This window comes from Faecalibacterium sp. Marseille-P9312 (assembly GCF_902497445.1).
GTDB lineage: Bacteria > Bacillota > Clostridia > Oscillospirales > Ruminococcaceae > Faecalibacterium > Faecalibacterium longum.
Genome location: NZ_CABVEW010000007.1, coordinates 1 through 23,523, shown reverse-complemented (window position 1 = coordinate 23,523; position 23,523 = coordinate 1). Strand labels below are relative to the sequence as shown.

General features: G+C 59.7%; 23 protein-coding genes and 1 other annotated feature. Of the genes, 16 read left to right on the top strand and 7 right to left on the bottom strand.

The features are described 5' to 3' along the window. Nucleotides 1–105: 105 nt before the first annotated feature. On the bottom strand, nt 106–2,070 hold the full coding sequence (glgB, locus tag F3G95_RS06865) for a 1,4-alpha-glucan branching protein GlgB (protein WP_149794364.1): 1,965 nt from the start codon (nt 2,068–2,070) through the stop codon (nt 106–108). A gap of 183 nt (nt 2,071–2,253) precedes the next feature. Between glgB and F3G95_RS06860 the strand changes: the two genes are divergently transcribed. From F3G95_RS06860 to F3G95_RS06850, 3 genes are all read left to right on the top strand, one after another. Next, on the top strand, nt 2,254–3,612 hold the full coding sequence (locus tag F3G95_RS06860; protein WP_149794363.1) for an alpha-amylase family glycosyl hydrolase: 1,359 nt from the start codon (nt 2,254–2,256) through the stop codon (nt 3,610–3,612). Nucleotides 3,613–3,629: 17 nt separating this feature from the next. Then, entirely contained in the window at nt 3,630–4,151 is a 522-nt protein-coding gene (locus tag F3G95_RS06855) for a transcription repressor NadR (protein ID WP_149794362.1), read from the top strand. Between the two features lie 99 nt (nt 4,152–4,250). Beyond that, complete coding sequence (locus tag F3G95_RS06850; RefSeq protein ID WP_149794361.1) at nt 4,251–4,793, top strand: TetR/AcrR family transcriptional regulator; 543 nt, start codon at nt 4,251–4,253, stop codon at nt 4,791–4,793. A gap of 52 nt (nt 4,794–4,845) precedes the next feature. On the opposite strand, the gene pepT is transcribed toward F3G95_RS06850, so the two are convergent. Beyond that, the gene (pepT, locus tag F3G95_RS06845; RefSeq protein ID WP_149794360.1) at nt 4,846–6,063 is read right to left on the bottom strand and encodes a peptidase T; all 1,218 of its coding nucleotides are present in this window, start codon (nt 6,061–6,063) and stop codon (nt 4,846–4,848) included. 657 nt (nt 6,064–6,720) lie between these two features. Further along, nucleotides 6,721–7,296 carry an AAA family ATPase gene (locus tag F3G95_RS06840; protein WP_149794359.1) on the bottom strand — a complete coding sequence of 192 codons (576 nt, stop codon included), beginning with the start codon at nt 7,294–7,296 and terminating at the stop codon, nt 6,721–6,723. Between the two features lie 273 nt (nt 7,297–7,569). Here F3G95_RS06840 and F3G95_RS06835 point away from each other — a divergent pair, with 273 nt between their 5' ends. The 6 genes from F3G95_RS06835 to F3G95_RS06810 all read left to right on the top strand — a co-directional run bounded on the left by F3G95_RS06835 (nt 7,570) and on the right by F3G95_RS06810 (nt 12,084). Beyond that, nucleotides 7,570–8,148 carry a DUF3793 family protein gene (locus tag F3G95_RS06835; protein ID WP_149794358.1) on the top strand — a complete coding sequence of 193 codons (579 nt, stop codon included), beginning with the start codon at nt 7,570–7,572 and terminating at the stop codon, nt 8,146–8,148. A gap of 483 nt (nt 8,149–8,631) precedes the next feature. After that, on the top strand, nt 8,632–8,847 hold the full coding sequence (locus F3G95_RS06830) for a FeoA family protein (protein WP_149794357.1): 216 nt from the start codon (nt 8,632–8,634) through the stop codon (nt 8,845–8,847). Between the two features lie 81 nt (nt 8,848–8,928). Then, the gene (locus F3G95_RS06825; protein ID WP_015565615.1) at nt 8,929–9,150 is read left to right on the top strand and encodes a FeoA family protein; all 222 of its coding nucleotides are present in this window, start codon (nt 8,929–8,931) and stop codon (nt 9,148–9,150) included. Between the two features lie 25 nt (nt 9,151–9,175). After that, nucleotides 9,176–11,368, top strand: coding sequence for a ferrous iron transport protein B (gene feoB / locus F3G95_RS06820; protein ID WP_149794356.1), 2,193 nt, complete (start codon nt 9,176–9,178; stop codon nt 11,366–11,368). A gap of 37 nt (nt 11,369–11,405) precedes the next feature. Then, nucleotides 11,406–11,588 (top strand): FeoB-associated Cys-rich membrane protein, encoded by a 183-nt coding sequence (locus F3G95_RS06815; protein ID WP_149794355.1) that lies wholly within the window; start codon nt 11,406–11,408, stop codon nt 11,586–11,588. Nucleotides 11,589–11,688: 100 nt separating this feature from the next. Beyond that, a complete protein-coding gene (locus tag F3G95_RS06810; RefSeq protein ID WP_149794354.1) occupies nt 11,689–12,084 on the top strand; it encodes a MarR family transcriptional regulator in 396 nt (131 codons plus the stop codon). Between the two features lie 60 nt (nt 12,085–12,144). On the opposite strand, the gene hflX is transcribed toward F3G95_RS06810, so the two are convergent. From hflX to F3G95_RS06790, 4 genes are all read right to left on the bottom strand, one after another. Next, nucleotides 12,145–13,410 carry a GTPase HflX gene (gene hflX, locus F3G95_RS06805; RefSeq protein ID WP_149794353.1) on the bottom strand — a complete coding sequence of 422 codons (1,266 nt, stop codon included), beginning with the start codon at nt 13,408–13,410 and terminating at the stop codon, nt 12,145–12,147. A gap of 15 nt (nt 13,411–13,425) precedes the next feature. Beyond that, nucleotides 13,426–14,037, bottom strand: coding sequence for a GNAT family N-acetyltransferase (locus F3G95_RS06800; RefSeq protein ID WP_149794352.1), 612 nt, complete (start codon nt 14,035–14,037; stop codon nt 13,426–13,428). Between the two features lie 169 nt (nt 14,038–14,206). After that, nucleotides 14,207–14,539 carry a type II toxin-antitoxin system RelE/ParE family toxin gene (locus F3G95_RS06795; protein WP_149794351.1) on the bottom strand — a complete coding sequence of 111 codons (333 nt, stop codon included), beginning with the start codon at nt 14,537–14,539 and terminating at the stop codon, nt 14,207–14,209. Next, nucleotides 14,536–14,802 (bottom strand): type II toxin-antitoxin system Phd/YefM family antitoxin, encoded by a 267-nt coding sequence (locus tag F3G95_RS06790; protein WP_149794350.1) that lies wholly within the window; start codon nt 14,800–14,802, stop codon nt 14,536–14,538. Before F3G95_RS06790 ends, F3G95_RS06795 begins: the two co-directional genes overlap by 4 nt. Before the next feature lie 82 nt (nt 14,803–14,884). Between F3G95_RS06790 and F3G95_RS06785 the strand changes: the two genes are divergently transcribed. The 7 genes from F3G95_RS06785 (at nt 14,885) to F3G95_RS06755 (ending at nt 23,114) form a co-directional block, all read left to right on the top strand. After that, nucleotides 14,885–16,678 (top strand): bifunctional homocysteine S-methyltransferase/methylenetetrahydrofolate reductase, encoded by a 1,794-nt coding sequence (locus tag F3G95_RS06785; RefSeq protein ID WP_149794349.1) that lies wholly within the window; start codon nt 14,885–14,887, stop codon nt 16,676–16,678. Between the two features lie 112 nt (nt 16,679–16,790). Then, nucleotides 16,791–17,017, top strand: a binding site (T-box leader). A 58-nt stretch (nt 17,018–17,075) separates the two neighbouring features. After that, nucleotides 17,076–19,781, top strand: a complete 2,706-nt coding sequence (locus F3G95_RS06780; RefSeq protein WP_149794348.1) for a valine--tRNA ligase — start codon at nt 17,076–17,078, stop codon at nt 19,779–19,781. A gap of 20 nt (nt 19,782–19,801) precedes the next feature. Beyond that, entirely contained in the window at nt 19,802–20,299 is a 498-nt protein-coding gene (locus F3G95_RS06775; protein ID WP_149794347.1) for a VanZ family protein, read from the top strand. A gap of 4 nt (nt 20,300–20,303) precedes the next feature. Then, nucleotides 20,304–21,575 (top strand): folylpolyglutamate synthase, encoded by a 1,272-nt coding sequence (locus F3G95_RS06770; protein ID WP_149794346.1) that lies wholly within the window; start codon nt 20,304–20,306, stop codon nt 21,573–21,575. A 77-nt stretch (nt 21,576–21,652) separates the two neighbouring features. Continuing rightward, entirely contained in the window at nt 21,653–21,979 is a 327-nt protein-coding gene (locus tag F3G95_RS06765; protein ID WP_015565628.1) for an anti-sigma factor antagonist, read from the top strand. Then, nucleotides 21,980–22,417: an anti-sigma F factor gene (spoIIAB, locus tag F3G95_RS06760; RefSeq protein WP_015565629.1), complete on the top strand. Its 438-nt coding sequence runs from the start codon at nt 21,980–21,982 to the stop codon at nt 22,415–22,417. Nucleotides 22,418–22,439: 22 nt separating this feature from the next. Continuing rightward, nucleotides 22,440–23,114, top strand: coding sequence for a sigma-70 family RNA polymerase sigma factor (locus F3G95_RS06755; protein WP_149794345.1), 675 nt, complete (start codon nt 22,440–22,442; stop codon nt 23,112–23,114). The last annotated feature ends 409 nt before the right edge of the window (nt 23,115–23,523 follow it).

Genomic DNA, 23,523 nt, shown 5'->3' with positions numbered 1-23,523 from the left:
TCTAACAGTATAATGAATCCGTTAAGGCTTGTCCAGCCGCAGACCGCGCCAGAACGCAGAATATCCCGCTGCATTTTCAGCAGACGGGATATTCCAAAACAAATATTACTTTTTGGAGTTGTATGCAGCGGCATCCGCCTTGGCGTTCTGGGTGCGGGCTGCCTTGCGGCGTGCGGCAGCGGCCCGGCGGGCGCTGGCCTGTGCAGCCTCGGGGCGGGGGGCTTCGGGGGTGAGCCGGAACATCCGGCTGCCCATGGCGGGCAGGTCCACGGTGAGGGTGTAGTCCCGGCCATAGACGCCGCCGTCCGAGGTGTGGAGGGCTTTGGGCTTCGACTTGTCCGCGCCGCCCCAGCAGGGGGCCTCGGTGTTCAGAAGTTCTTCGGCCCCGGCGGGGAAGCTCAGGTAGAGCGGGAACTTTTTGTGGGCAGTGTTCTGGGTGTTCATGACGCAGAGGATGGTCTGTCCCGCACCCTTGCGCAGCCATGCGTACACGCCCTCGTCCCGGCTCTCGCTGGCCACCCACTCGAAGCAGCGGGGGTCATACTCGCCCGCGTAGAGGGCGGGCTGGGTGGCGTAAAGGCGGCTCAGTGCGCCAAAATATTTCTGGAATGCATCGTGGAAGGGGTACTTGAGCAGATCCCAGTCCAGCTCCCGCTTTTCGTCCCACTCCCGGAAATGCCCCAGCTCGTTGCCCATAAAATTGAGCTTTTTGCCCGGGTGCGCATACATATAAAAATAGAGGGTGCGCAGCTGGGCGCATTTTTCCTCGTAGGTGCCCCAGAGCTTGTCGATGACTGTCTTTTTGCCGTGGACGACCTCGTCATGGCTCAGCGCCAGCAGGTAGAGCTCGTTGTAGAAATAGTGCATACTGAAAATGATCTTCCCGTATGCGTCGGGACGCTGGCCGAAGGGGGTGGCGAAGTAGTCCAGCGTATCGTGCATCCAGCCCATGTCCCACTTGTAGTCGAAGCCGATGCCATCGTAGCGGGTGGGGGCCGTGACTTTGAGGAAGTTGGTGGAATCTTCGGCCATGTAAACGCCGGTGGGCCAGCGCTCGTTCAGGCCGTGGTTGAGGTTCCGCAGGAAGGTGACGGCGCCCTCGTTGACGCCCCGGGCGGGGTCGCCCTGCCAGTAGAGGGCGCGGGAGATGGCGTCCATCCGGATGCCGTCACAGTGGTAGACCTCCATCCAGAGGGCGGCGGCGCTGTTCAGGAAGCTGCACACCTCCCGGCGGTAGTAGTTGAAGTTGCAGGTACCCCACTCGCTGTGGCCCACGTCGCTGTCGTATTCGTAGAGGTGGGTGCCGTCAAAGTTGGCCAGTGCGTCGGCATTGGCCGCAAAGTGGACGGGGACAAAGTCCATGATGACGCCGATGCCCATCCGGTGGCAGGCGTTGACGAAGGAGGCAAACTGGGCCGGGGTGCCGTACCGGCTGGTGACGGCGAAGTAGCCGGTGGTCTGGTAGCCCCAGCTGCCGTCGAAGGGGTGTTCTGCCAGCGGCAGAAGCTCTACATGGGTGAAGTGGTGTTCCAGCAGCCAGGGGATGAGCTCCCGGGCCAGCTCTTCGTAATCGTACCAGCCGTCCGAGCCGTCGGGCTGGGTGGAGTTGGGCTTATGCTTCCAGCTGCCGGCATGGAATTCGTAGATGTTCATGGGCAGATTACGGCATTTATCCCGCCGCTCCATCCATGCGCTGTCGTCGAAGGAAAAGTCCAGTCTGGTCAGGCGGCTGGCGTTGGCGGGGCGGACTTCGGACGCGAAAGCGTAGGGGTCGGCCCGCATGACCGCGCTGCCGTCGGCCCCGTGGATGCGGTATTTATAGAGCTCCCCCTCGCACAGCCCGGAGACAAAGCCGCTCCACACGCCGGTGTCGGCTTTCTGGAGCGGGATGCCTGCGCCCCAGCCGTCAAAGCCGCCGCAGACCTCCACAGCCGTGGCACCGGGAGCCCAGACTGCGAAGCGCCAGCCCTCTTCGCCGTGGTCACCCTGCCAGGGGTGCGCGCCGAGGATGCGGTAGGCGTCGAAGCAGTCGCCGTTGAAGAAGGATTTGGGGATGGAGGGAAGATTCATACGAAAGACTCCTTTTATCGCAATTTTTACAGAACACGGACGATGGAATATGTAAAATGAGAAATATACAACACTTTTACCACACTTTTGTCGGAAAATGTGCTATACTGAATAGGACAAAGATGCACTTTTGTCGGAAAAGTGCTCTGCTGTAACTTTTTGAAAACAGGAGCGGTACAGACAATGGCTTGGTATGACAATGCGGTATTCTATCACATCTATCCTCTGGGATTGTGCGGCTGCGCGCATGAAAACGACGGACAGCCTGTCCCCGGGGCTTTCAAAAAGCTGGATGCATGGGCTCAGCACGCGGCAAAGCTTGGCTGTACGGCGATCTATATCGGCCCGCTGTTCGAGAGCGGTTCCCACGGCTATGACACCATCGACTACCGTCTGGTAGACCGGCGTCTCGGCACCAACGAGGAGTTCAGGGAATTTGTCGCCGCCTGCCATCAGCGGGGCCAGAAGGTCATCGTGGACGGCGTGTTCAACCATGTGGGCCGCGATTTCTTCGCGTTCCAGGAGCTGAAGGAGCACCGCGAGAACGCCCGCTACCGCGACTGGTTCTGCGACGTGAATTTCTGGGGCAACAACGAGTACAACGACGGCTTCTCTTACGGCAACTGGGGCGGCTTCAACCTGCTGGTCAAGCTGAACCAGCGCAACCCCGAGGTGCAGAACTACCACTTCGATACCATCCGCTTCTGGGTGGATGAGTTCGATATTGACGGCATCCGTCTGGACGCTGCCGACGTGCTGGACTTCGATTTCATGAAAGGCCTGCGCCGCGTTGCCAACGAGGTGAAGCCCGAGTTCTGGCTGATGGGCGAGGTCATCCACGGCGACTACAGCCGCTGGGCAAACCCCGAGATGCTCCACTCCGTCACCAACTACGAACTGCATAAGGGTTTGTGGAGCGGCCACAACGACCACAACTATTTCGAGATCGCCCATACCATGCGGCGTCTGCAGGGCCTCTGCCACGATACCCGGCTCTATAACTTCTCGGATAACCACGATGTGGAGCGGCTGCCCAACAAACTGCGCAACCGCGAGCACATCCGGCATATTGCTCTTCTAGTATATACGCTTTGGGGCATTCCGTCCATCTATTATGGCTCGGAATTTGGCATCGAGGGCAAAAAAGAGTGGGGCAGCGACTGGCCGCTCCGCCCCTGCCTCGAGCTGGCCGACTACACCCACGCCGAGAAGACGAACCCTGTCACCAGCATCTATGCTGCACTGGGCAGGCTGAAAGCGGAGTGTCCCGAGCTGAGCTGGGGCGAGTTCAAGGAGCTGACGCTGACCACCCAGAGCTACGCCTACGCCCGGGTGCTGGACGGCAAGGCTGTCGTGGCGGTGTACAATAACGGTGACAGCCCGGTTTCGATGGAATTCCAGCTGCCGGTGGAGGCTTCGGGTGTCGAAGACCTGCTGGCCGACTGTGTGGGCAGTCAGCCCATCCTGACGCAGGTGGAGTGGGGGAAACTGAAAGTCCAGCTTCCCTCCAACTACGCCACCCTGCTGCGGCTGGTAGGATAAAAGGGGGAGTGTGGAAGATGAATGCTGCGCAGCGCAGAAAAGTGATCTTAGAGCGGCTGACGGAGGCCGATGCACCGCTGAGTGCCAGTGTACTGGCCGGGGAACTGGGGGTCTCGCGGCAGATCGTGGTGGGTGACGTGGCCCTGCTGCGGGCGTCGGGGACTCAAATCGACGCAACGCCCCGAGGCTATCAGCTCCACCCGGCGGCGCGGGGCTATACGGGCATCCTCGCCTGTGTCCACAGCACCGCAGACCAGATGCGGGAGGAGCTGTATACCGTGGTGGACCAGGGCGGCATCGTGGTGGATGTGGCCGTGGAGAACCCGCTTTACGGTGAGCTGCGCGGCAACCTCAACCTCGCCAGCCGGTACGACGTGGACCATTTTATCCAGCAGGCGGCGGACACGCCCGAGTGCCTGCTGAGCCGGATGACCGGCGGTGTGCATCTGCACACCCTGAGCTGCCCCACGCCGGAGGCGTTCCGCCGCATCGAAGCGGCACTGGACGCCAAGGGCCTGCTCTATAAAAAAGAAGAATAAGGGACCTGCTTTCATTGTAAAAAATCCACGGGGTCTTGTCCATCGACGAAAGACGAAAACCGTTGGATAATCAACTAAAACACGGAAGAGGTGGATTTTGTGGACATCCGTATCGCCCGCACCGACCGCGCCATCGAACAGGCTTTCATGGAACTGCGGGAGAAGAACCCTCTGGAAAAAATCAAGATAAAAGATTTGTGTGCGATGGCCTGCATCAACAAATCGACGTTCTATGCCCACTATGAGGACATCTACGCACTGGCCAATGCGCTGGAAAACAAGCTCATCGAGTCTATCCTGGCCAGCGTACCCCGCACCAACGACAGCGTGGCACTGCATCAGGCAGAGACGCTGACGCGGGAGCTGTTCCATGCCTTCATGCAGAACCAGCGGGCCGTGAACATCCTTTTTTCGGGCAGTCGGCAGGGCATCTTCGCCAACAGCATCGAGAAGGGGCTGCGCCAGCGCTTTGAGGAAGCCGACCCGACCTTCGCGGCTGATTTGAACCGGGGCATCCTGCTCTCGTTCTGCGTGCAGGGCTGCTTCTACGCCTTTGCCAACAACAGCAGCCGGATGGACGAGAGCAAGCTGGTGGAGCTGCTGGGAGCCATCGCCAAGGCGGCGCAGAGCATCGAGTTTTAAGAAGAAAAAAATGGCTCCGGCAGATGCCGGAGCCATTTTTTACGATGCGAAGTTATTTAGAGTAAAGCTCAATGATATTCAGCAGGATCTCGGTGGCCTTGTCCATCCGCTCGACGGTGGTGCATTCGCAGACGCCGTGGAAGTTGAAACCGCCGGTGCCGAGGTTGGGGCAGGGCAGACCCTTCCAGCTCAGGACAGCGCCGTCGGTGCCGCCGCGGACGGGGATCTCTTCCGGGGTCAGACCGGCCTTCTCGATGGCCTTGCGGGCCGTCTCCACGAGGTGGAAGTGGGGCTTGATCTTCTCCAGCATATTGCGGTAGCTGTCCTTGATCTCGACTTCCACCGTGCCGGGGCCGTACTTGCCGTTGAGGTAGCAGGCGATGTGGAGAAGGTTGTCCTTCTTGAACTGCAGCTTGCCGGCGTCGTGGTCGCGGAGGATGTAGCCCAGCTTTGCCTCGGTGACGTCGCCGTACATCTGGCACAGATGGTAGAAGCCCTGATAGCCCTCGGTGGTCTCGGGGCGGGCCATGACGGGCAGGGCCATGTGGAATTCCATTGCCACGTTGGAGGCGTTGATCATAGCGTCCTTGGCGCTGCCGGGGTGGACGGAGAAGCCGTGGATGGTGACAGTGGCAGATGCGGCGTTGAAGTTCTCGTACTCGATGCCGCCCACGTCGCCGCCATCGACGGTGTAGGCGAAGTCTGCGCCGAAGCCCGGGATGTCGAAGAGAGAAGCGCCCTCGCCGATCTCCTCATCGGGGGTAAAAGCGATGCAGAGCTTGCCGTGGGGCAGCTTCTTTTTGATAAGGGTCTCGGCAGCGGTCAGGATCTCAGCGACGCCGGATTTATCGTCAGCGCCCAGCAGGGTGGTGCCGTCGGTGGTGATGAGGGTCTCACCCTTCAGCTCCTTCAGGAAGGGGAAGGTGGAGGTCTTCATGACCATGCCGGTGCCGGGCAGGGTGACGTCGCCGCCGTCGTAGTTCTCGTGGAGGATGGGCTTGACGTTCTCGCCGGGAGCGTCGGGGGCAGTGTCCATGTGGGCGATGAGGCCCAGCGCAGGCTTCTTCTCGCAGCCCTTGGTGGCGGGGATGCTGCCGTAGACGTAGCAGTGCTCGTCCACAAAGGCGTCCTCAATGCCGATGGACTTCATCTCTTCCACCAGCAGGTGGGCAAGGTCGAATTCCCGTGCGGCAGAAGGGTGGGTGCCGGACTCGGGGTCCGAGGTGGTGTATACTTTGGCATATTTCAGCAGTCGCTCGTAAGCACGCATAAGTAAGGCTCCTTTGCTTTTTTCTTTATGATACCCTTTTTAAGGGCTTTTTACAAGGGCAGAGCGCTCTTTCGTGGAGCTAAGTTCTCTTTTGCGCACCAAAAGAGAACCAGAAATGGTTCTCGCGCCGGTGGCGCGGGGTCAGAGCGCTTTTTCATTAAGGCTGATTGTTCTCTTTTGATGTCAAAAGAGAACCAGAAAACCACCAGCGATTTCGACGCGCTGGATCCACGAGAAAGGGGCTGCTCGCCCCTTTCAGACCCCGAAGGGGTTGTCGAAACGGAAAAAAGCTAGTCGCTGCGCTTAACGCTTTTTTCTCGTTTCTCCGATTTGCTGCTCCGCAGCTGGTGTTACCTCTCTGCTGACGGTAAAGTTCAGCGAAAGCCTGAAATCTTCGGCGAAGCCGTAAAACGGCGGAGAGCGAAAATGCGGTTAAGAGATCTTCGTGCGAATGCACGAATCTCCAGCATTTTTGCTTGGAGCCCACTTCTTTGGAATTGTTAAGGGCGAGCAGCCCTTAACTCGTTGCGGGGAGAGTGGAGTCCAGAGGTAGGGAGGGGGGATTCGAAACACCCCTCCCTACCTCTGGCCCGCGCGGAGCGCAAGCCGCTTGACCAAAAGAAAAAACCTGCCCCGCGCCACCAGCGCGCGATGCCGTCAATCAGTAACGACCATCATCTCCGCGTTCTCCTCAATGGAGTAATTTGCAAAATACCCCTCTTCCAGCGGGATCCACCGCTCCACAAAATTCGAATACAGCTCCCCCTCCCGTTTGCGGAGCCGCCGGGCCTGCTCATCGGGAGAGCAGGTGACGAATATTCTTATATCATAATAGGGTGCAAGGCTGGGGTGATGGCTGTAGCTTCCCTCCACGATGACCAGCGGCGCAGGGCCGAGGGAACGCGGCGGCAGATAGGCACCTTCGCGGCAGGAGTAGGCCTGGTAGGAGAATGCCTGCCCTGCCCGGGCGGGAGCGACGACCTCATCCCGCAGGCGCTGGATGTCCATGTTGGCGCAGGGGATCTTCTCCCAGCCTGTGACTCGTCGGGATGGCGGGAGATAGAAGTCATCGGTGTGGACGGTGATGCTTTGAGGAAAACGCTCTGCCAGCTGTGCGGCCAGCGTCGTTTTGCCGCTGCCGCAGCGGCCATCCAGTGCGACGAGGACGGCAGGCTGTCGGGCCAGACGGTCGGAGATGGTCGAGGCCAGCTCTTCGGGTGAGATAAGATGCATGGGGATACCATTCCTTTATATCAGCTTTGGCTCAGTATAGCACGGCGGAGAAAATGGAGCAAATATTTTTGCAAAAAGGTGTTGACACAGAGCCGGACCTATGGTAAGATAATGCCACGTTAGAAATGACTAACCAAGAAGCGGAAGAAGCTCGAGAGGGGCAGGCTGCCGCATTCTTTTTGAAGTTCTGGTTAGCTCTTTCTAACTACATCTCCTGCATAAGCACCACACGGCAGGAGACAATAGTGGAAAACGGGCAGGGAGGCCGAAGACATGGAACGCAACTTTGAGACAGTCATGATCGAACAGTGCGCCCCGGTGCTGGCCAGCTTAAAGCCTGCGGGACTTTTCCGCTACGAGACGAGCGACTGCGCCGACCTTGCCCGCCGCGTCCGCAGCTGGAACGAACAGCTGGGCGAAAAGGGCCTCTGCGTCCGCGTCCTCAAGGGCTGTGTGCGGACCCACCGGTATCTGGTGTACGTCTACCGCGAGAGCAAGCTCCGCGCTGTGCTGGCCCAGCCGCAGGTGCGGGATTTCCTGTGCAAGGAAGGCTACACTCTGCCTCAGCAGTCGGACGATTACGCGCCGCTTTTGCGGCAGTTGTCCCGCCGGCTCTGCTGCGAGGCCGATTTCCCCCATGAGATCGGCGTATTTCTGGGCTATCCGCTTTACGATGTGGTGGGCTTTATCGAAAATGCGGGCCGCAACTTCACCTGCTGCGGCTGCTGGAAAGCCTATGGTGACCCCAATGCCGCCCAGCAGCATTTTGCTCAGCTGAACAAGTGTACGGCGGTGTATCTCCGTCTGTTCCGCAGCGGAACGCCCATCCAGCGTCTGGCTGTCGCAGCCTGACGCCCCTGAATTTTGACATTCTCTTCCAAATACTCTCTTTTTATCCTGGCGCCCGCCAGAGCGAAACCACGCACTGGCGGGAAGAATCCTCCTTTTGACACGCGGCCGCTCGTTGCAGAATACCCCCTGCACCGGGCGGCTGTGTCATTTGCGGGGAGTGTAAAAGAGAAAAATCGTAAATATATGCAAACAAAGTTAGCATATAGAAACTGTAAAAATCTTCTTGAAATAAGGGAAGAAAATTTGTTTGTTCATACAAACTAACTTTTTTGAGCCGGAAAATGGTTGACAATGCGGGTTAGTAAGTATAAACTATCTATGCTGATAGTTGCGACTGACTAACTGCCGTAGCTTTTCGGAGGGGGACGCGGGCATGAGCGAGCGCGTTGCGGCGTCTGGCTGGTGCGACCATCCCCGAGGACGAAAAAAGCGAACCGAAAAGCTCCCCGCAGAAGGGGGAGCACGAATGGGAGTGGAACAATTATGATGCCTTTGACTATGGCAAAAGCAGGCGATACCGTCACCATCCAGAAGATCACCGGCAAGGATGAAGTGCGTCTGCATCTGGCGGAGCTTGGTTTCGTGGTGGGCAGTCAGGTGACTGTCGTCAATGAGATCGCAGGCAACCTCATCGTTCAGGTCAAGGAGAGCCGTCTGGCCCTCGACAAGACGATGGCAAACCGCATTATGGTTGGCTGAGCAGCGGCAAAACGCTGTTTGGGAGACGCTCCGAAACTGGGATAGTCTCTGAATAGAAAGACAAGTAGAGGAGGATTTTTTATGAAGACTCTGAAAGACGTTAAGGTCGGCGAGACTGCCACCGTGGCGCGCCTGCACGGCGAAGGCCCGGTCAAACGCCGCATCATGGACATGGGCATCACCAAGGGTGTGGAGATCTATGTCCGCAAGGTGGCCCCTCTGGGCGACCCGATGGAGCTGACCGTGCGCAACTACGAGCTGAGCGTGCGCAAGGCCGACGCCGAAATGATCGAAGTCGTTTGATCGTAACGAGAGGAAAGGAGTTGCAATGAGCATTAAAATTGCACTGGCCGGCAACCCGAACTGTGGTAAGACTACCCTGTTCAACAATCTGACCGGCTCTAATCAGTACGTCGGCAACTGGCCCGGCGTTACCGTCGAGAAGAAGGAAGGCAAGCTGAAGGGCGAGAAGGATGTCATCATCCAGGACCTGCCCGGTATCTACTCCCTGTCTCCGTACACTCTGGAAGAGGTCGTCTCCCGTACTTACCTGGTCAAGGAGAAGCCCGATGCCATCCTGAACATCATTGATGGCACCAACATCGAGCGCAACCTGTACCTGACCACTCAACTCATCGAGCTGGGCATCCCCGTGGTCATGGCTGTCAACATGATCGACCTCGTCCGCAAGAACGGCGACAAGATCGACCTGAAGAAGCTGAGCGCCGAGCTGGGCTGTCAGGCTGTTGAGATCAGCGCCCTGAAGGGCGAAGGCACCGAGGCTGCTGCAAAGGCTGCTATGGCTGCTGCAAAGGCTGGAAAGGGCGGCGAGCTGCCCCACGTCTTCACCGGCAGCGTCGAGCACGCCATCGCGCACATCGAGGAGTCCATTCAGGGCAAGGTCGATGACCGCTTCCTGCGCTGGTACGCTGTCAAGCTGTTCGAGCGCGACGACAAGGTCATGGATGAGCTGAAGCTCTCCTCCGACCTGATCGCTCACATCGACCAGCACATCAAGGACTGCGAGGCTGAGATGGACGATGACGCCGAGAGCATCATCACCAACCAGCGTTACGCATACATCAATGGCGTCGTCGATAAGGCTGTCAAGAAGAAGGCCCGCGTCGAGCACCTGACCGTTTCCGATAAGGTCGACCAGATCGTCACCAACCGTGTGCTGGCTCTGCCCATCTTCGCAGTCATCATGTACCTGATGTACTCCCTGTCCATGGGTACTTCCATCGCCGACGGCGGCTGGGCCATCGGCACGTTTGCGACCGACTGGACCAACGACGTCCTGTTCGGTGAGATCGTCCCCAACGCGCTGGGCGGTTTCCTCGAGAGCATCGGCGTGGCGGGCTGGCTGTACGGCCTGATCATGGACGGCATCGTCGCCGGTGTCGGCGCGGTCCTGGGCTTCGTTCCCCAGATGCTGGTCCTGTTCTTCCTGCTGTCCATCCTGGAGGACATCGGCTATATGTCCCGTGTCGCCTTCATCATGGACCGTATCTTCCGTAAGTTCGGCCTGTCCGGCAAGAGCTTCATTCCCGTGCTGGTCGGCACTGGCTGCGGCGTCCCGGGCGTCATGGCTTCTCGTACCATCGAGAACGAGCGCGACCGCCGTATGACCATCATGACCACCTGCTTCATCCCCTGCGGCGCTAAGATGCCCATCATCGGCCTGATCGCAGGTGCTCTGTTCGGCGGTTCTTCTCTGGTGGCTGTCTCCGCTTACTTCATCGGCATGGCTGCCATCATCTGCTCCGGCATCATCCTGAAGAAGACCAAGGCCTTTGCAGGCGACCCTGCTCCCTTTGTTATGGAGCTGCCCGCATACCACATCCCCGCCTGGGGCAATGTCTTCCGTGCTACCTGGGAGCGCGGCTGGTCCTTCATCAAGCGTGCCGGCTCCGTCATTCTGGCTGCTACCGTCGTCCTGTGGTTCCTGCAGGGCTTCGGCTTCGAGAACGGCGCCTTCGGCATGGTCGAGGATCAGGACAACTCCGTCCTGGCTGCTATCGCAACCAAAGTCGCTTGGATCTTCGCGCCTCTGGGCTTCGGCAACTGGAAGGCTACCGTCGCTTCTGTCTCCGGCCTGATCGCAAAGGAGAACGTCGTCGGCACCTTCGGCGTCCTGTATCACTTCGGCGGCGAGGAGCTGTCTGAGAACGGCGACGAGATCTGGAGCCTCGTTGCTGCTGATTACACCGCTCTGAGCGCTTACGCATTCATGATCTTCAACCTGCTGTGCGCTCCCTGCTTCGCTGCTATGGGTGCGATCAAGCGTGAGATGAACAACGGCAAGTGGACGGCATTCGCTATCGGCTATATGTGCGCACTGGCCTACTGCTCCGCTCTGGTCGTGTACCAGCTGGGCGGCCTCATCACCGGTGAGGTCGGCTTCAACTTCTTTACCATCGTGGCTGCTGTCATCCTGGTGGCCTTCATCTACCTGATGGTACGTCCCAACAAGTATGTGAACGACAACGAAGTCAAGATCGACGTTTCCAAGATCAAGTAAAAAACTTCTCAAAACGCGCTGAAAGGAGTGCATTGTTATGATGGAGTTCCTGGCTGCTAATTTCAATCTGCCGACGATCATCGTCGGAGCCATCGTGTTTGGCGGTGTAGGCTGGATCACCTGGCACTCTCATAAGCATGGCGGCTGCAGTGGATGCAGCGGCGGCTGTGACGGCGGCTGCAGTGGAAACTGCAGCAGCTGCGGCGGTGGCTGCCACTGAGCGATCGCGTAGGAGAAGGGGGCGCGGGTCAAGGCTTTGGCCCGCGCCCCTTTTGTAAACCAAGAGTTTGTGTGATATAACGAAAAGAGAGTGATACGAGATGGAACTGACGCCAGCACACCTGCGGTACCTGCTCGCGATCTATGAGGTCTCGCAGACCCATCTTGACATCAGCTCCCGCAGCATCGCCGAGAAGCTGGGCGTGACCAAACCCTCGGTGGTGCGGGTGCTGAACCTGCTGATGGAGCGGGGGATGATCGTCAAGGAGTATTACGGCAAGATCTACCTCACCGACCGGGGCATCTTCGTGGCCCGGAAGGTCAAAAAGCAGCTGGACGAAGTGCTCGCGCACTTCCCTCCGGTGGAGGAAGCGCTGACCGATGAGGAGCGGTTCACCGCCGCCCTCGCCCTGACGGCGGCCCTGCCGGAACGGGTGTTCACCGGCCGGTACGACCAGCTGATGGGCGAAGAGGAAGCGCCCTCTGCCGCAGGCTGATGCCTTGAAATGCAAAAGAACCGGACTCCGCGGAGTCCGGTTCTTTTCGTATGCGGGTCCTCAGACCAGATAGCCCTCGAAGCAGTGGAGGTCTTCGGTCTTGACGATGCCTTCGAGGTAGAGGCCGTCTTCACGGTACTCCTCGAGCTGGACGCTGCCGCGCTCCCGCATGGGGGCGGCGAGGCCCAGCTTATCGTAGGGCAGGAGAACGCGGATGGTGTGGACGCGGTCGCTGAGGGTCTCATCCAGCTTGGCCAGCAGCTTGTCGAGGCCGTAGCCGGTCTTGGCGCTGGTGAGCAGGATGTCGGGGTCGAAGCTCAGCGCGCCGGGCTTGTCGCACTTGTTGTAGACGGTCAGGCGGGGGATGTCGGCGCAGTCGAGGCCGTCCAACACTTCGTCGGTGACGGCCAGCTGCTCCTCCCGCTGCTCATCGCCGGCGTCAGCCACCCGGACGATGACGTCCGACCATGCGGCCTCTTCCAGCGTGGACTTGAATGCTTCCACCAGATTGTGGGGCAGACGGGAGACGAAGCCGACGGTGTCCACCAGCAGCACGGCCATGCCGCTGGGCAGGACGAGCTTCCGGCTGGTGGGGTCGAGGGTGGCAAAGAGCATATCGGCCTCGGCGACGCTGGGGCCGCAGAGGGCGTTCATCAGGCTGGATTTGCCCACGTTGGTGTAGCCCACGAGGCTGACCACCGGCATTCCGGTCTTGGCGCGGGCTTTCCGGCTCTCGCCCCGGCGCTTTTCCATCTCGGCCAGCTTCTCAGCCAGTGCGTCGATGCGGGCGTGGACGTGGCGGCGGTCAAGCTCGAGCTTCGTTTCACCGGCACCACGGCGGGCGCCGCCGCCGCCGCCACCGCCGCCGCCCTGACGGCTCAGGCTTTCGCCCATGCCCTGCAGGCGGGGCAGACGGTAGCGCAGGAGGGCCAGCTCGGTCTGCAGCTTGCCTTCGTTGGTCACGGCACGGCTGCGGAAGATCTCGAGGATGAGCATGGTGCGGTCGATGACTTCGAGGCCGCCGAGGGCCGTGGAGATGTTGCGGATCTGGCTGCCGGTCAGCTCACCGTCGAAGACGGCGCACTCGGCCCCCAGCTCTGCTGCGGCCGCAGCGGCTTCTTCCAGCTTGCCGCTGCCCAGCACGATGCCGGTCTCAGGGGTCTGGCGCTTCTGGGTGACTTCGGCCACGGCCTCCATGTGGTTGGCCTCACACAGCGCAGCCAGCTCGGCAAGGCTGCGCTCGCAGTCCCACAGGCCCTGGTCGAGGGCGAGAAGGATGACCTTCGTCGGGGGAGTTTCAACTAAAATATCGTAAAGTTCGCTCAAAATGATTCCTTTCTGTTATTCGTTTGGAGAATATAGCGATTCGTAGTGTTCTCGCGTCAGGGCATAGCACTTGCAGGGGATCGCTGTACCGTCGAATTTGTGGTAGACGGCCTCGTGGTCGTAAACAAAGCCTGCTTTCATCATGACCTTGCCGCTGGCGGGGTTCTCCACGGCGTGGGAGCAGGCAAGCCAATTACTGTCTGTATTCTTGAACCAGTATTCTACCAGAGCGTTCAGGGCCTCGGTGGTGCAGCCTTTGCCCCACCATGCTCTGCCGATGCAGTAGCCCGGTTCCCAGATGCCCTCGGAGAGGTCAAATCCCGGCCATTCATTTCGCTGTGCCGGTTCTCCCAGCAGGCTGTTGTAGAGGCTGATGGAGCCAAACACCTGTCCGGTGGCCTTTTCCACGATGGCCCACTGATAGTAGTCCTCGTTGGGATAGAGCAGCGCCCATGCACTCAGAAGCTCCTGCGTCTCGGCCACATCCTTGTGCGGCGTCCAGCGCAGCCAGCGGGTGACCTCCGGGTCGTTGGCCCAGTTCGAGTACATCATCGGGGCATCCGACGGCATAAGGCGGCGCAGAAGCAGCCGCGGCGTTTCGATCTCCTGTGTGCCGGCGTGGCGCATGATACATTCCTCCCAACCATTGTAAATATGCATAGAATAGCACAAAACCGGCTTCGACGCAAGCAAAATGGGCTGCTTCGGGGCAAAAATGCTTGACAAGTGCGCAAACTTCATTAAACTGAAGATGACTGCACAAAAATTCTCCCCGGCAAAGGGCCGGGGAGAATGCTCATGTTGGAAGAACATCCGCCCGCAGGATAGCCTGCCAGTCGCTGTGACCATACAGGAAGCGGAGGATGTGGACGGTCTGGGTGGAAGAGTCGACTTTATAAAATGCAAGATAGTTTTGAACTGGAATGAGCCGGATTCCCAAAGAGGAAAGAAATGGGTCATTCACAAGTGAAAAACGCTGTGGGAAGGTGTCAAGAGAACGGAATTTCTTCCATGCGATGGCAACCAGCTTGTCGGCAGCAGAGGGATTTTTCAAGGTCAGGTCGATATAGTCGAAGGCATCTGCAAGGTCATGCTGAGCAGAAGCGGCAACATCGATAACGTAGTTCATCGAAGACTCCTTCTGTTTTGCAGTTCCTGCATGAACTCATCCAGCGGGCGCGTTCTTCCCGCCGCCACGTCATCCAGACCTTCCTGCAATTTTGCGTACAAATCGAACCGGGCTGTCAGGGCCTCGTAGGTCTCGATGCTCATCACGGCAAGGTCGCCTTTGCCGTTTTTGGTGATGAACACCGGCTCGGCGTAGTCGTGGCAGAAGGTGGAGATCTCATTGTAGTTGTTGCGCAGGTCTGCGCTGGAACGAATCTTGGGCATCCAAAAGCACCTCACTTTCATACAAAAATTATACCTGAATTTCTTTATAAAATCAAGGAAAATAAAAAAGGAGAACCTTTCTATGACGGACATCCGAGAGTATCTTGCCCACAAGCCGCTTTTGTTCGACGGCGGAATGGGTACCTATTATAAAGCGGCACCGGGCGCGGACTGCGAAATGGCCAACCTCACCGACCCCGAGGGCGTGAAGAAGGTCCATGCGGAATATCTGGCCGCAGGTGCGCAGGCCATCAAGACCAACACCTTCGGTCTGCCCCGGATGGCGGCGGCACAGATGCCGGGCTGGGAAGAGCTGGCCGAGGCGGGCTTGAAACTGGCCTGTGATGCTGCCGCCGAGAAGGACGCCGCCGTCTTTGCTGACCTCGGCCCGGCCCCGGACACCGAAGCTGCCCCGGCCAGCAGCGCCTACGGCCTTGTGGCGCAGCAGTTCGCCGCACTGGGTGCAAAGAACTTTCTGTTCGAGACGCTCAGCTCCGATGTAGGCATTGTGGAGGCGGTAAAGGCACTGCGTGTGGCCGTGCCGGACGCCTTTGTCATGGTGTCCTTCGCGGTGCTGCCGGACGGCTACACCCGCGAGGGCCTGCTGTTCCGCGACCTGCTGCGCCGGATGGAGCAGAGCGGCGTGGTGGACGCCGTGGGCCTGAACTGCGTCTCGGCCCCCGGCGCGATGAAGAAACTGGTGCAGGGCCTTGGCGAGACGCTGCTGCCCCTGTCGGTGATGCCCAACGCGGGCTATCCGGTGGTCACCCGGGCGCGGGTGCTGTATCAGGGCAAGCCTGAGTATTTTGCCCGGGAGATGGGGCAGATCGCCGCTGCGGGCGTCCGTATTTTGGGCGGCTGCTGCGGTACGACGCCCGCCCACATCGCGGCCCTGCGTGCAGAGCTGGATGCCCTGCCCCAGCAGACCGAAGCCGCTCCGGCAACGAAACTTTCCACCGGGACTGCACCGGCAGTGGAAAAAGATGATGCCTTCCTGCGGAAACTGAACGCAGGCGAGAAGGTCATCGCCATTGAACTGGATTCGCCCCGGGTGGCCGACCTGAGCGGCTATCTGGACGGCGCACGGCGGCTGCAGGCCGCAGGCGCTGACCTGCTGACCATCGCCGACTGCCCCATCGCACAGGCCCGGATGGATTCCTCCCTCGTGGCCTGCCGGGTACACCGGGAACTGGGAATGTGTGCTCTGCCCCACATGACCTGCCGCGACCGCAACCTCAACGCCACCAAGGCCCTTCTGCTGGGCCTTTACGCCGAGGGCGTGCGGGAGGTGCTGGCTATCACCGGCGACCCCATCCCCACCGCAGAGCGGGACGAGGTGAAGAATGTCTACCAGTTCAACTCCCGCAAGCTGGCCCAGTACATCGTCTCGCTGGCCGGGGAGGGTCGGGAGATGCCCTCGGCCATGACCGTCTTTGGTGCGCTGAACCTCAACGCCCGGAACTTTGACGTGGAGCTGCGCCGGGCCGTGGAAAAGCTGGAAAATGGGATGTCGGGCTTCCTGACCCAGCCGGTGCTGTCGGCACAGGCGGTGGAGAATCTCCGCAAGGCCCGTCAGACACTGGGTGAACGGGCTAAAATTCTGGCCGGCATCATGCCCGTGGTCAGCCAGCGGAACGCAATCTTTATGGAAAACGAGATCAACGGCATCCATGTGGAGGAGGACATCATCCAGCGCTTCGCGGGCCTCGACCGGGAGCAGGGCGAGGCGCTGGGCCTTGAGGTGTCGATGCAGATGGCCCGGGAGGCTCTGCCCTACGCCGACGGCTTCTATCTCATGACCCCCTTCAACCGTGTGGCCCTGATGGAGCGGCTCATTGCCCGGCTGAAAACGGAGCTTCTGGACGCGGAAGGGTGAGAAGAAAAAATCTGCCTGACGCAGGGAGCGAAGGCCCCGCACAAGGATGTGAAAATTTTGTTCCGGACAAAAAGAGATTGACAAAACGCACAAAAAACGCTATATTCTTTTTATAAATGCAAGGAAAAAGAGTGTGTGTCGTTTTCGCCATCCAGAGAGCCGGGGGCTGCTGAAAACCCGGTATGGCGGTGCGGCGTGCTGTCGCTTTTGAGCAGAGGCGGGGAAACAAGAGTAGTCGCCTCCGGGTCTGCCCCACGTTATCGGGGCATCAAGGGGCATGCGGCAGAAAGCCGTGTGCAATTTGGGTGGTACCGCGGTTATATTACAGCCGTCCCATGGAACGCTCCGTGGGGCGGCTTTTTTCGTCCCACTCCAATTATTCATCTGGGAGGATACTATGAAAGAACTTGCAAAACAGTATGATCCGAGCCAGGTGGAAGACCGCATCTACCAGTTCTGGCTGGATGGCGGCTGCTTCCACACCAAGGCCGACCCCGACAAGAAGCCCTACACCATCGTGATGCCCCCTCCGAATGTCACCGGCCAGCTCCACATGGGCCACGCCGTGGACAACACCATGCAGGACATCCTCATCCGCACCAAGCGGATGCAGGGCTATGCCGCCCTGTGGGTGCCTGGCACGGACCACGCTTCCATCGCTACGGAGGCCAAGGTCGTGGAGGCCATGCGTGCTGAGGGCCTGACCAAGGAAATGGTGGGCCGCGACGGCTTCCTGGAGCGCGCCTGGGCCTGGAAGACCAAGTACGGCAACCGCATCGTCAGCCAGCTCAAGAAGCTGGGCAGCAGCTGCGACTGGGAGCGTGAGCGCTTCACCATGGACGAGGGCTGCTCTGAGGCTGTCAAGGAAGTCTTTGTCCGCCTGTACGACAAGGGCCTCATCTACCGCGGCAACCGCATGGTCAACTGGTGCCCCCACTGCAACACCTCCATTTCCGACGCCGAGGTGGAGTATGAGGAAAAGGACGGCAGCTTCTGGCACCTGCTCTACCCGGTCAAGGAGACCGGCGAGATGCTGGAACTGGCTACCACCCGTCCCGAGACCATGCTGGGCGATACCGCTGTTGCCATCAACGGCGATGACCCCCGCTATGCTCATCTGCACGGCTGCCATGTCATCCTGCCCCTGCTGAACAAGGAGATCCCCATCGTCTGCGACGAGCACGCCGACATGACCAAGGGTACCGGTGTCGTGAAGATCACCCCGGCCCACGACCCCAACGACTTTGAGGTCGGCCTGCGCCATGACCTGCCCATCGTCCGCGTCTTCACCTACGACGGTCGCATGACCGGCGCTGCCGATAAGGCTGCTGCCGATGCTCTGTTTGCTGCAGGCAAGAACACCGTCAACGAGCCTCATGTGCTGGACTGCGGCAAGTATGCCGGCATGACCACCCTCGAGGCCCGCAAGGCCATCCTCGCGGACCTGAAGGAGGGCGGCTTCCTGAAGGAGATCGAGCCGCTGAAGCACGAGGTCGGCACCTGCTACCGCTGCCACTCCACCATCGAGCCCATGGTGTCCAAGCAGTGGTTCGTCAAGATGGAGCCTCTGGCCAAGCCCGCCATCGAGAGCGTGGAGAAGGGCGACATCAAGTTCGTGCCGGAGCGCTTCACCAAGAACTATATGAACTGGATGAAGAACACCCGCGACTGGTGCATCAGCCGCCAGCTGTGGTGGGGCCACCAGATCCCGGCCTGGTACTGCGACGACTGCGGCGAGACTGTGGTCGCCAAGAGCGCACCCTGCACCTGCCCCAAGTGCGGCGGCACCAGGCTCACCCAGGACCCCGATACCCTCGACACCTGGTTCTCTTCCGCTCTGTGGCCCTTCAGCACTCTGGGCTGGCCCAATGAGGAGAGCGAAGACCTCAAGTATTTCTATCCCACCAACACCCTCGTCACCGGCTACGACATCATCGGCTTCTGGGTCAGCCGCATGATCTTCTCCGGTCTGGCTTACACCGGCAAGGCTCCCTTCGACACCGTCTGCATCCACGGCATCGTCCGCGACAGCCAGGGCCGCAAGATGTCCAAGAGCCTTGGCAACGGCATTGACCCGCTGGAAGTCATCGCCCAGTACGGCGCTGACGCCCTGCGCTTTATGCTGGTGGACGGCTCTACCCCGGGCAATGACATGCGCTACAGCGAGAAGAAGGTGGAGGCTGCCCGCAACTTTGCAAACAAGCTGTGGAACGCTACCCGCTTCGTGCTGATGAACCTGCCCGAGGACTTCCAGCCCGGCCTGCCCGGCGAGGAGAAGCTGGACATGAGCGATAAGTGGGTGCTGACCAAGCTGAATCAGGTGGCCGGCGCCATGAGCGACAACCTCGACCACTACGAGATGGGTCTGGCCGCTGCCAAGATCAACAGCTTCATCTGGGACGTCTACTGCGACTGGTTTATCGAGATCGCAAAGCCCCGCCTGAACTCCGGCGACGCCGAGCAGGCCGACACTGCCCGCCGCGTGCTGGTGTATGTGCTGGACAAGGCCCTCAAGCTGCTGCACCCCTTCATGCCCTTCATCACCGAGGAGCTGTATCAGGCTCTGCCCGGCTCTGCCGAGACCATCATGACCCAGAGCTGGCCCACCTTCGATGAAGCTCACAACTGGGCCGACGAAGAGGAAGCTTTCGAGAAGGTGATGGACTACATCAAAGCCGTGCGTACCATGCGCACCGAGATGAACGTCCACCCCGCCAAGAAGACCAGCATGATCATCGAGACGGCTGACCCGGCTCCCTTCCAGAGCGCCGAGGTCTATCTGGCAAAGTTCGCCTTCGCCACCGATGTGACCTTCACCGAAAAGTATGAGGGCAGCACCGACGGCATGGTGCAGGTGTCCACCCACGCCGCCCGCGGCTTCATCCCCATGATGGAGCTCATCGACCGCGACAAGGAGCTGGCCCGTCTGAACAAGGAAAAGGCCAAGGCCGAGAAGGAACTGGCCATGTTCGAGAACCAGCTCAACAACCCCAAGTTCGTCGAGCGCGCTCCCGCCGCTCTGGTGGAGGACATCCGCAATAAGCACGCCAAGAGCCAGGACAAGCTTGCCAACATTGAGCAGAGCATCAAGGCTCTGGGCTGATGCGGGAAACGGGTCCTGATATGCAAAAAACTTCTCCCTGGCTCATTGCGGTACGAGTCATCTTTACCTTTGCGCTTATCGCCTGCATCGTATTCATCTTCTCCAACTCCATGCAGATCGGTGACGTCTCGGAAACGGCAAGCGGACGAGTATTGCTTCTGATGAAAAAGGTGTTCACCCGTCTGGGAATGCCCGGCGCGGCGAACCACCTGACAGACCACATCGTGCGCAAGCTGGCGCATTTCTGCGAGTATGCGCTGGAAGGCTTCCTGCTCACCCTCTGCCTGCGGGTCTACACCCGGCACTTTTTCGTTCACATCTCGTGGCCGATCCTGGGCGGTCTGCTCACGGCCCTGACGGACGAGACCATCCAGATGTTCAGCGATGGCCGGAGCAGCCAGCTCACCGACGTCTGGCTGGATTTTTCGGGCGGGATGGCCGGTATTCTGGTGGGCCTGTTCTGTCTGGCCCTGTGCAGGATGTGCTGGCTGCTCTACAAACATCGAAACGAGGATTGACGCAATGACCATCGAACAGGCAAACGAATATTTTTCTTCTCTGCCCGAGGGCTTTGCCCCGGCGGAGGAGCTGCGCGCTGCCCTGACGGCGGATGTCCAGAAGGTGCAGTTCGTCGGTGTGGCCGGCACGGCAGGCAAGACCGCTGCTGCCGGTCTGCTGGCGGCTATCCTGCGGGAGGCGGCGTTCCACGTCGGCTTCTACCGCGCCGGCTGTGAGCCGCTGTCGGCCCGCATCGCCATCGGCGGCGTGTCGGTGGACCCGGTGCTGCTCTGTCAGGCTGCTGAGGCTCTCAATGCCGCAAAGCCTCTGCCCCGTGAGGCGGCAGAGCTGGCGGCGGCTGCCCGCTGCTTTGGTGCGGCAGGCTGCAAGCTGGCAGTGGTGGAGCTGCCGGATGCCGGTCTGGCATCGGCCCTGCCCAATATGCCGGTCTGCGCCGTCACGGCCATCGGCCCGGACGGTGTGAGCCGCTCGGTGGAGCGTCTGGCCGCGCTGGCCGCAGGCGTCATGCGGAAGGACGCCGTCTGCGTCACCGCGCCGGAGCAGCCGAAGGCTGTTCTGAGTGAGCTGGTGGTGGCGGCGGCTAAGGCCGAGTGCGAGCTCGTCGTCCCCGACGCCGAGGACATCACCTTCCTTGAGGCGGAAAAGTTCACCAGTAAGGTGGACTACGGCGGATACACCGCCCCTCTGGCCTTCCTGGGCCGTCACGCGGCGGGCAATGCCGCCGTCGCGGTTGAGCTGGCGCTGGCCCTCTGGCGCAAGGGCTTTGAGATCCCCGATGAGGCCATTCTGGCGGGCCTTGCCGCTGTGGAGAACCGCAGCAGCATCCGCGTCCTGTCCCAGAAGCCCCTCATCATCCTTGACGCCTGCCGTACTCCGCAGCAGGCTGCAGCCCTTCTGCGCGTCCTCAATATGGCCAAGGTGCGCCACATGAGCGCCGTGATCGGCCTGACGGAGGAGGAAGGCGCGGAGTCGTTCCTTGCCGCACTGGAGACCGGACTGACTTCGGAAGAGCAGAAGAAGGACAAGAGCACCATGCCCGGCATGGGCGAGAACCCCTTCGACAAAGTCTTCCTCGTCGCCCCGGCGGGAACGGAAGCGGCGCTGGCAGAGCGCCTGACCGAAAAGGCACGGTATCACTTCGACGCGGTGTTCTGCCCGACGCTGGCCGAGGCCGTGGAGCAGGCGAAAGCCAACAGCCGCCGCGGCCTGCTGGTCTGCGGCAGTGAGGCCATCGCCCTCGAGGCGGAAAAGCTGCTGAGCGACACCGTTCTCTAAAAAATAACCCGAAAGACCTGTACACTGAAAAGGTGTACAGGTCTTTTCTTTATGCCAGAAAAAAAGGAGATGAGGATATGGCGACAGTGACCTTCAGCGCGGCGGACGATGTGCTCTACGCCTATCTGGCCGGCGAGATCGACCACGACGCGGCGCAGGGGCTTCGCATCCAGCTGGACGACGCCCTGCTCACCCGCAGCCCGCGCATTCTGGTGATGGACCTCGGCGGAGTGGGGTTCATGGATTCGTCGGGCATCGGGCTGATACTGGGGCGGCAGCGCTGCGCCCGGACGCTGGGCGGCAGTCTGCGCATCCAGCACGCGCCGGAACAGCTCCGGCGGGTCTTACAGCTTGCAAGCATCCCCTGCACCGAGCCGGGCGGGGAAGTATCAGGAGGGATATAAATGAAAGCGGAAAACAGTGCAAAGATCCAATTTGATTCGCTCAGTGCAAACGAGGCTTTTGCCCGGGGCGCAGCGGCGGCCTTTCTGGCTCGGTATGACCCCACCGTGCCGCAGCTGGCCGACATCAAGACGGCGGTGTCCGAGGCGGTGACCAACTGCATCGTCCACGCCTACCCGGATGCCATTGGCCCGGTGACCCTGAGCATCGCCGTCTACCCGGAGCGGCTGGTGAAGATAACAGTAACGGATAAGGGCATCGGCATCCCGGACGTCGAAAAGGCTATGGAGCCTCTTTTCACCACCGGCAACCCGGAAGAGCGCTCCGGTCTGGGCTTTGCGGTGATGCAGAGCTTTATGGATAAGGTCAAAGTGTCCTCTCAGCCCGGAAAGGGGACGCGGGTGGTGTTGACCAAGCGTCTGGATGAGCGCTCTACATAATAAAGAGAAAGAGGGCGTCGCAATGGTAACGGACAAGACCCGGCGGAGCGCATTCATCGAGCAGAATCTGGGGCTGGTGCATTCCTGCGCCGGACGGTTCCGGGGGAGAGGCATTGAATACGACGACCTCTACAGCGCCGGCTGTATGGGGCTGGTAAAAGCGTACGACGGCTTTGATGAGTCGCGTGGCGTCTGTTTTTCCACCTACGCCGTGCCGGTCATTCTGGGCGAGATCAAAAAGCTGTTCCGGGACGGCGGCACTGTAAAGGTGAGCCGGTCACTCAAAGAGCTGAACCTGCGCATCAATGCAGCCCGGGAGCATCACAGCAAGCTTTGCGGAGCAGAGCCTACTCTGTCGCAGCTGGCAGAGGAGCTGGGGGAAAGCGTGGAGAATATCACGCTGGCCATCCAGGCGGCGCAGCCTGCGATGAGTCTGACGCCGGAGAACCGGGAAGAGGGCGACCGTCAGATGGATATTCCGGTAGAGTCGCCGGAGGAAGAGCTTGCAGATAAGATAGGGCTGGCGGAGGTATTGAAGAGCCTGCCCGAAGAGGACAGGCTTATTATCCAGCTGCGTTTCTATGGGGGCAAGACCCAGAGCGATACGGCAAAACTGCTCCATACCACGCAGGTACAGATCTCACGGCGGGAGCGCAAGATATTAAAGGTGATGCGGGACAGGCTGTTGGACGAATGATGGACAGAGCGGCCAAATCTGAGAGAAAAAACTGGGCAAAAGGACGAACCGCAAAATAATTCAAAAAAAGTGAAAAAAGGACTTGCTTTTTGAGGGGGTCTGTGCTAAAATACATTACTGTCAGGCGGACGTCTGACACAAAAACCTCCGAAAAAGCGACAGGAAAAGTACGAAGGCCTATTGGTTCTCCTAAGAACTTCAAAAAATCTTCAAAAAAGTGCTTGACAATCTGGTGCTTCGGTGGTAAAATAAGTAAGCTGTCAGCCACTTGGCTGAGGCGCTACAGGACCTTGAAAATTGAACAATATCGAAAAACTTGTAACGGAACCTATTTTCGTGTTGGAAAAACACGTTAAACAATTCCAAACAAAGTAATTCACACAGGACGCAAGCGATTGCGTGCTGAGCG

Excerpts from the sequence above, each read along its gene's own strand:
- feoB (WP_149794356.1), top strand. The coding sequence starts at position 9,176 with ATGAGCATTAAAATTGCACTGGCCGGCAACCCGAACTGTGGTAAGACT.
- F3G95_RS06860 (WP_149794363.1), top strand. The coding sequence starts at position 2,254 with ATGGCTTGGTATGACAATGCGGTATTCTATCACATCTATCCTCTGGGA.
- F3G95_RS06855 (WP_149794362.1), top strand. The coding sequence starts at position 3,630 with ATGAATGCTGCGCAGCGCAGAAAAGTGATCTTAGAGCGGCTGACGGAG.
- F3G95_RS06825 (WP_015565615.1), top strand. The coding sequence starts at position 8,929 with ATGAAGACTCTGAAAGACGTTAAGGTCGGCGAGACTGCCACCGTGGCG.
- F3G95_RS06780 (WP_149794348.1), top strand. The coding sequence starts at position 17,076 with ATGAAAGAACTTGCAAAACAGTATGATCCGAGCCAGGTGGAAGACCGC.
- F3G95_RS06765 (WP_015565628.1), top strand. The coding sequence starts at position 21,653 with ATGGCGACAGTGACCTTCAGCGCGGCGGACGATGTGCTCTACGCCTAT.
- F3G95_RS06840 (WP_149794359.1), bottom strand. The coding sequence starts at position 7,296 with ATGCATCTTATCTCACCCGAAGAGCTGGCCTCGACCATCTCCGACCGT.
- spoIIAB (WP_015565629.1), top strand. The coding sequence starts at position 21,980 with ATGAAAGCGGAAAACAGTGCAAAGATCCAATTTGATTCGCTCAGTGCA.
- F3G95_RS06770 (WP_149794346.1), top strand. The coding sequence starts at position 20,304 with ATGACCATCGAACAGGCAAACGAATATTTTTCTTCTCTGCCCGAGGGC.
- F3G95_RS06810 (WP_149794354.1), top strand. The coding sequence starts at position 11,689 with ATGGAACTGACGCCAGCACACCTGCGGTACCTGCTCGCGATCTATGAG.
- F3G95_RS06775 (WP_149794347.1), top strand. The coding sequence starts at position 19,802 with ATGCAAAAAACTTCTCCCTGGCTCATTGCGGTACGAGTCATCTTTACC.
- F3G95_RS06815 (WP_149794355.1), top strand. The coding sequence starts at position 11,406 with ATGATGGAGTTCCTGGCTGCTAATTTCAATCTGCCGACGATCATCGTC.
- glgB (WP_149794364.1), bottom strand. The coding sequence starts at position 2,070 with ATGAATCTTCCCTCCATCCCCAAATCCTTCTTCAACGGCGACTGCTTC.
- F3G95_RS06800 (WP_149794352.1), bottom strand. The coding sequence starts at position 14,037 with ATGCGCCACGCCGGCACACAGGAGATCGAAACGCCGCGGCTGCTTCTG.
- F3G95_RS06835 (WP_149794358.1), top strand. The coding sequence starts at position 7,570 with ATGGAACGCAACTTTGAGACAGTCATGATCGAACAGTGCGCCCCGGTG.
- F3G95_RS06785 (WP_149794349.1), top strand. The coding sequence starts at position 14,885 with ATGACGGACATCCGAGAGTATCTTGCCCACAAGCCGCTTTTGTTCGAC.
- F3G95_RS06790 (WP_149794350.1), bottom strand. The coding sequence starts at position 14,802 with ATGCCCAAGATTCGTTCCAGCGCAGACCTGCGCAACAACTACAATGAG.
- F3G95_RS06830 (WP_149794357.1), top strand. The coding sequence starts at position 8,632 with ATGATGCCTTTGACTATGGCAAAAGCAGGCGATACCGTCACCATCCAG.
- F3G95_RS06755 (WP_149794345.1), top strand. The coding sequence starts at position 22,440 with ATGGTAACGGACAAGACCCGGCGGAGCGCATTCATCGAGCAGAATCTG.
- pepT (WP_149794360.1), bottom strand. The coding sequence starts at position 6,063 with ATGCGTGCTTACGAGCGACTGCTGAAATATGCCAAAGTATACACCACC.
- F3G95_RS06795 (WP_149794351.1), bottom strand. The coding sequence starts at position 14,539 with ATGAACTACGTTATCGATGTTGCCGCTTCTGCTCAGCATGACCTTGCA.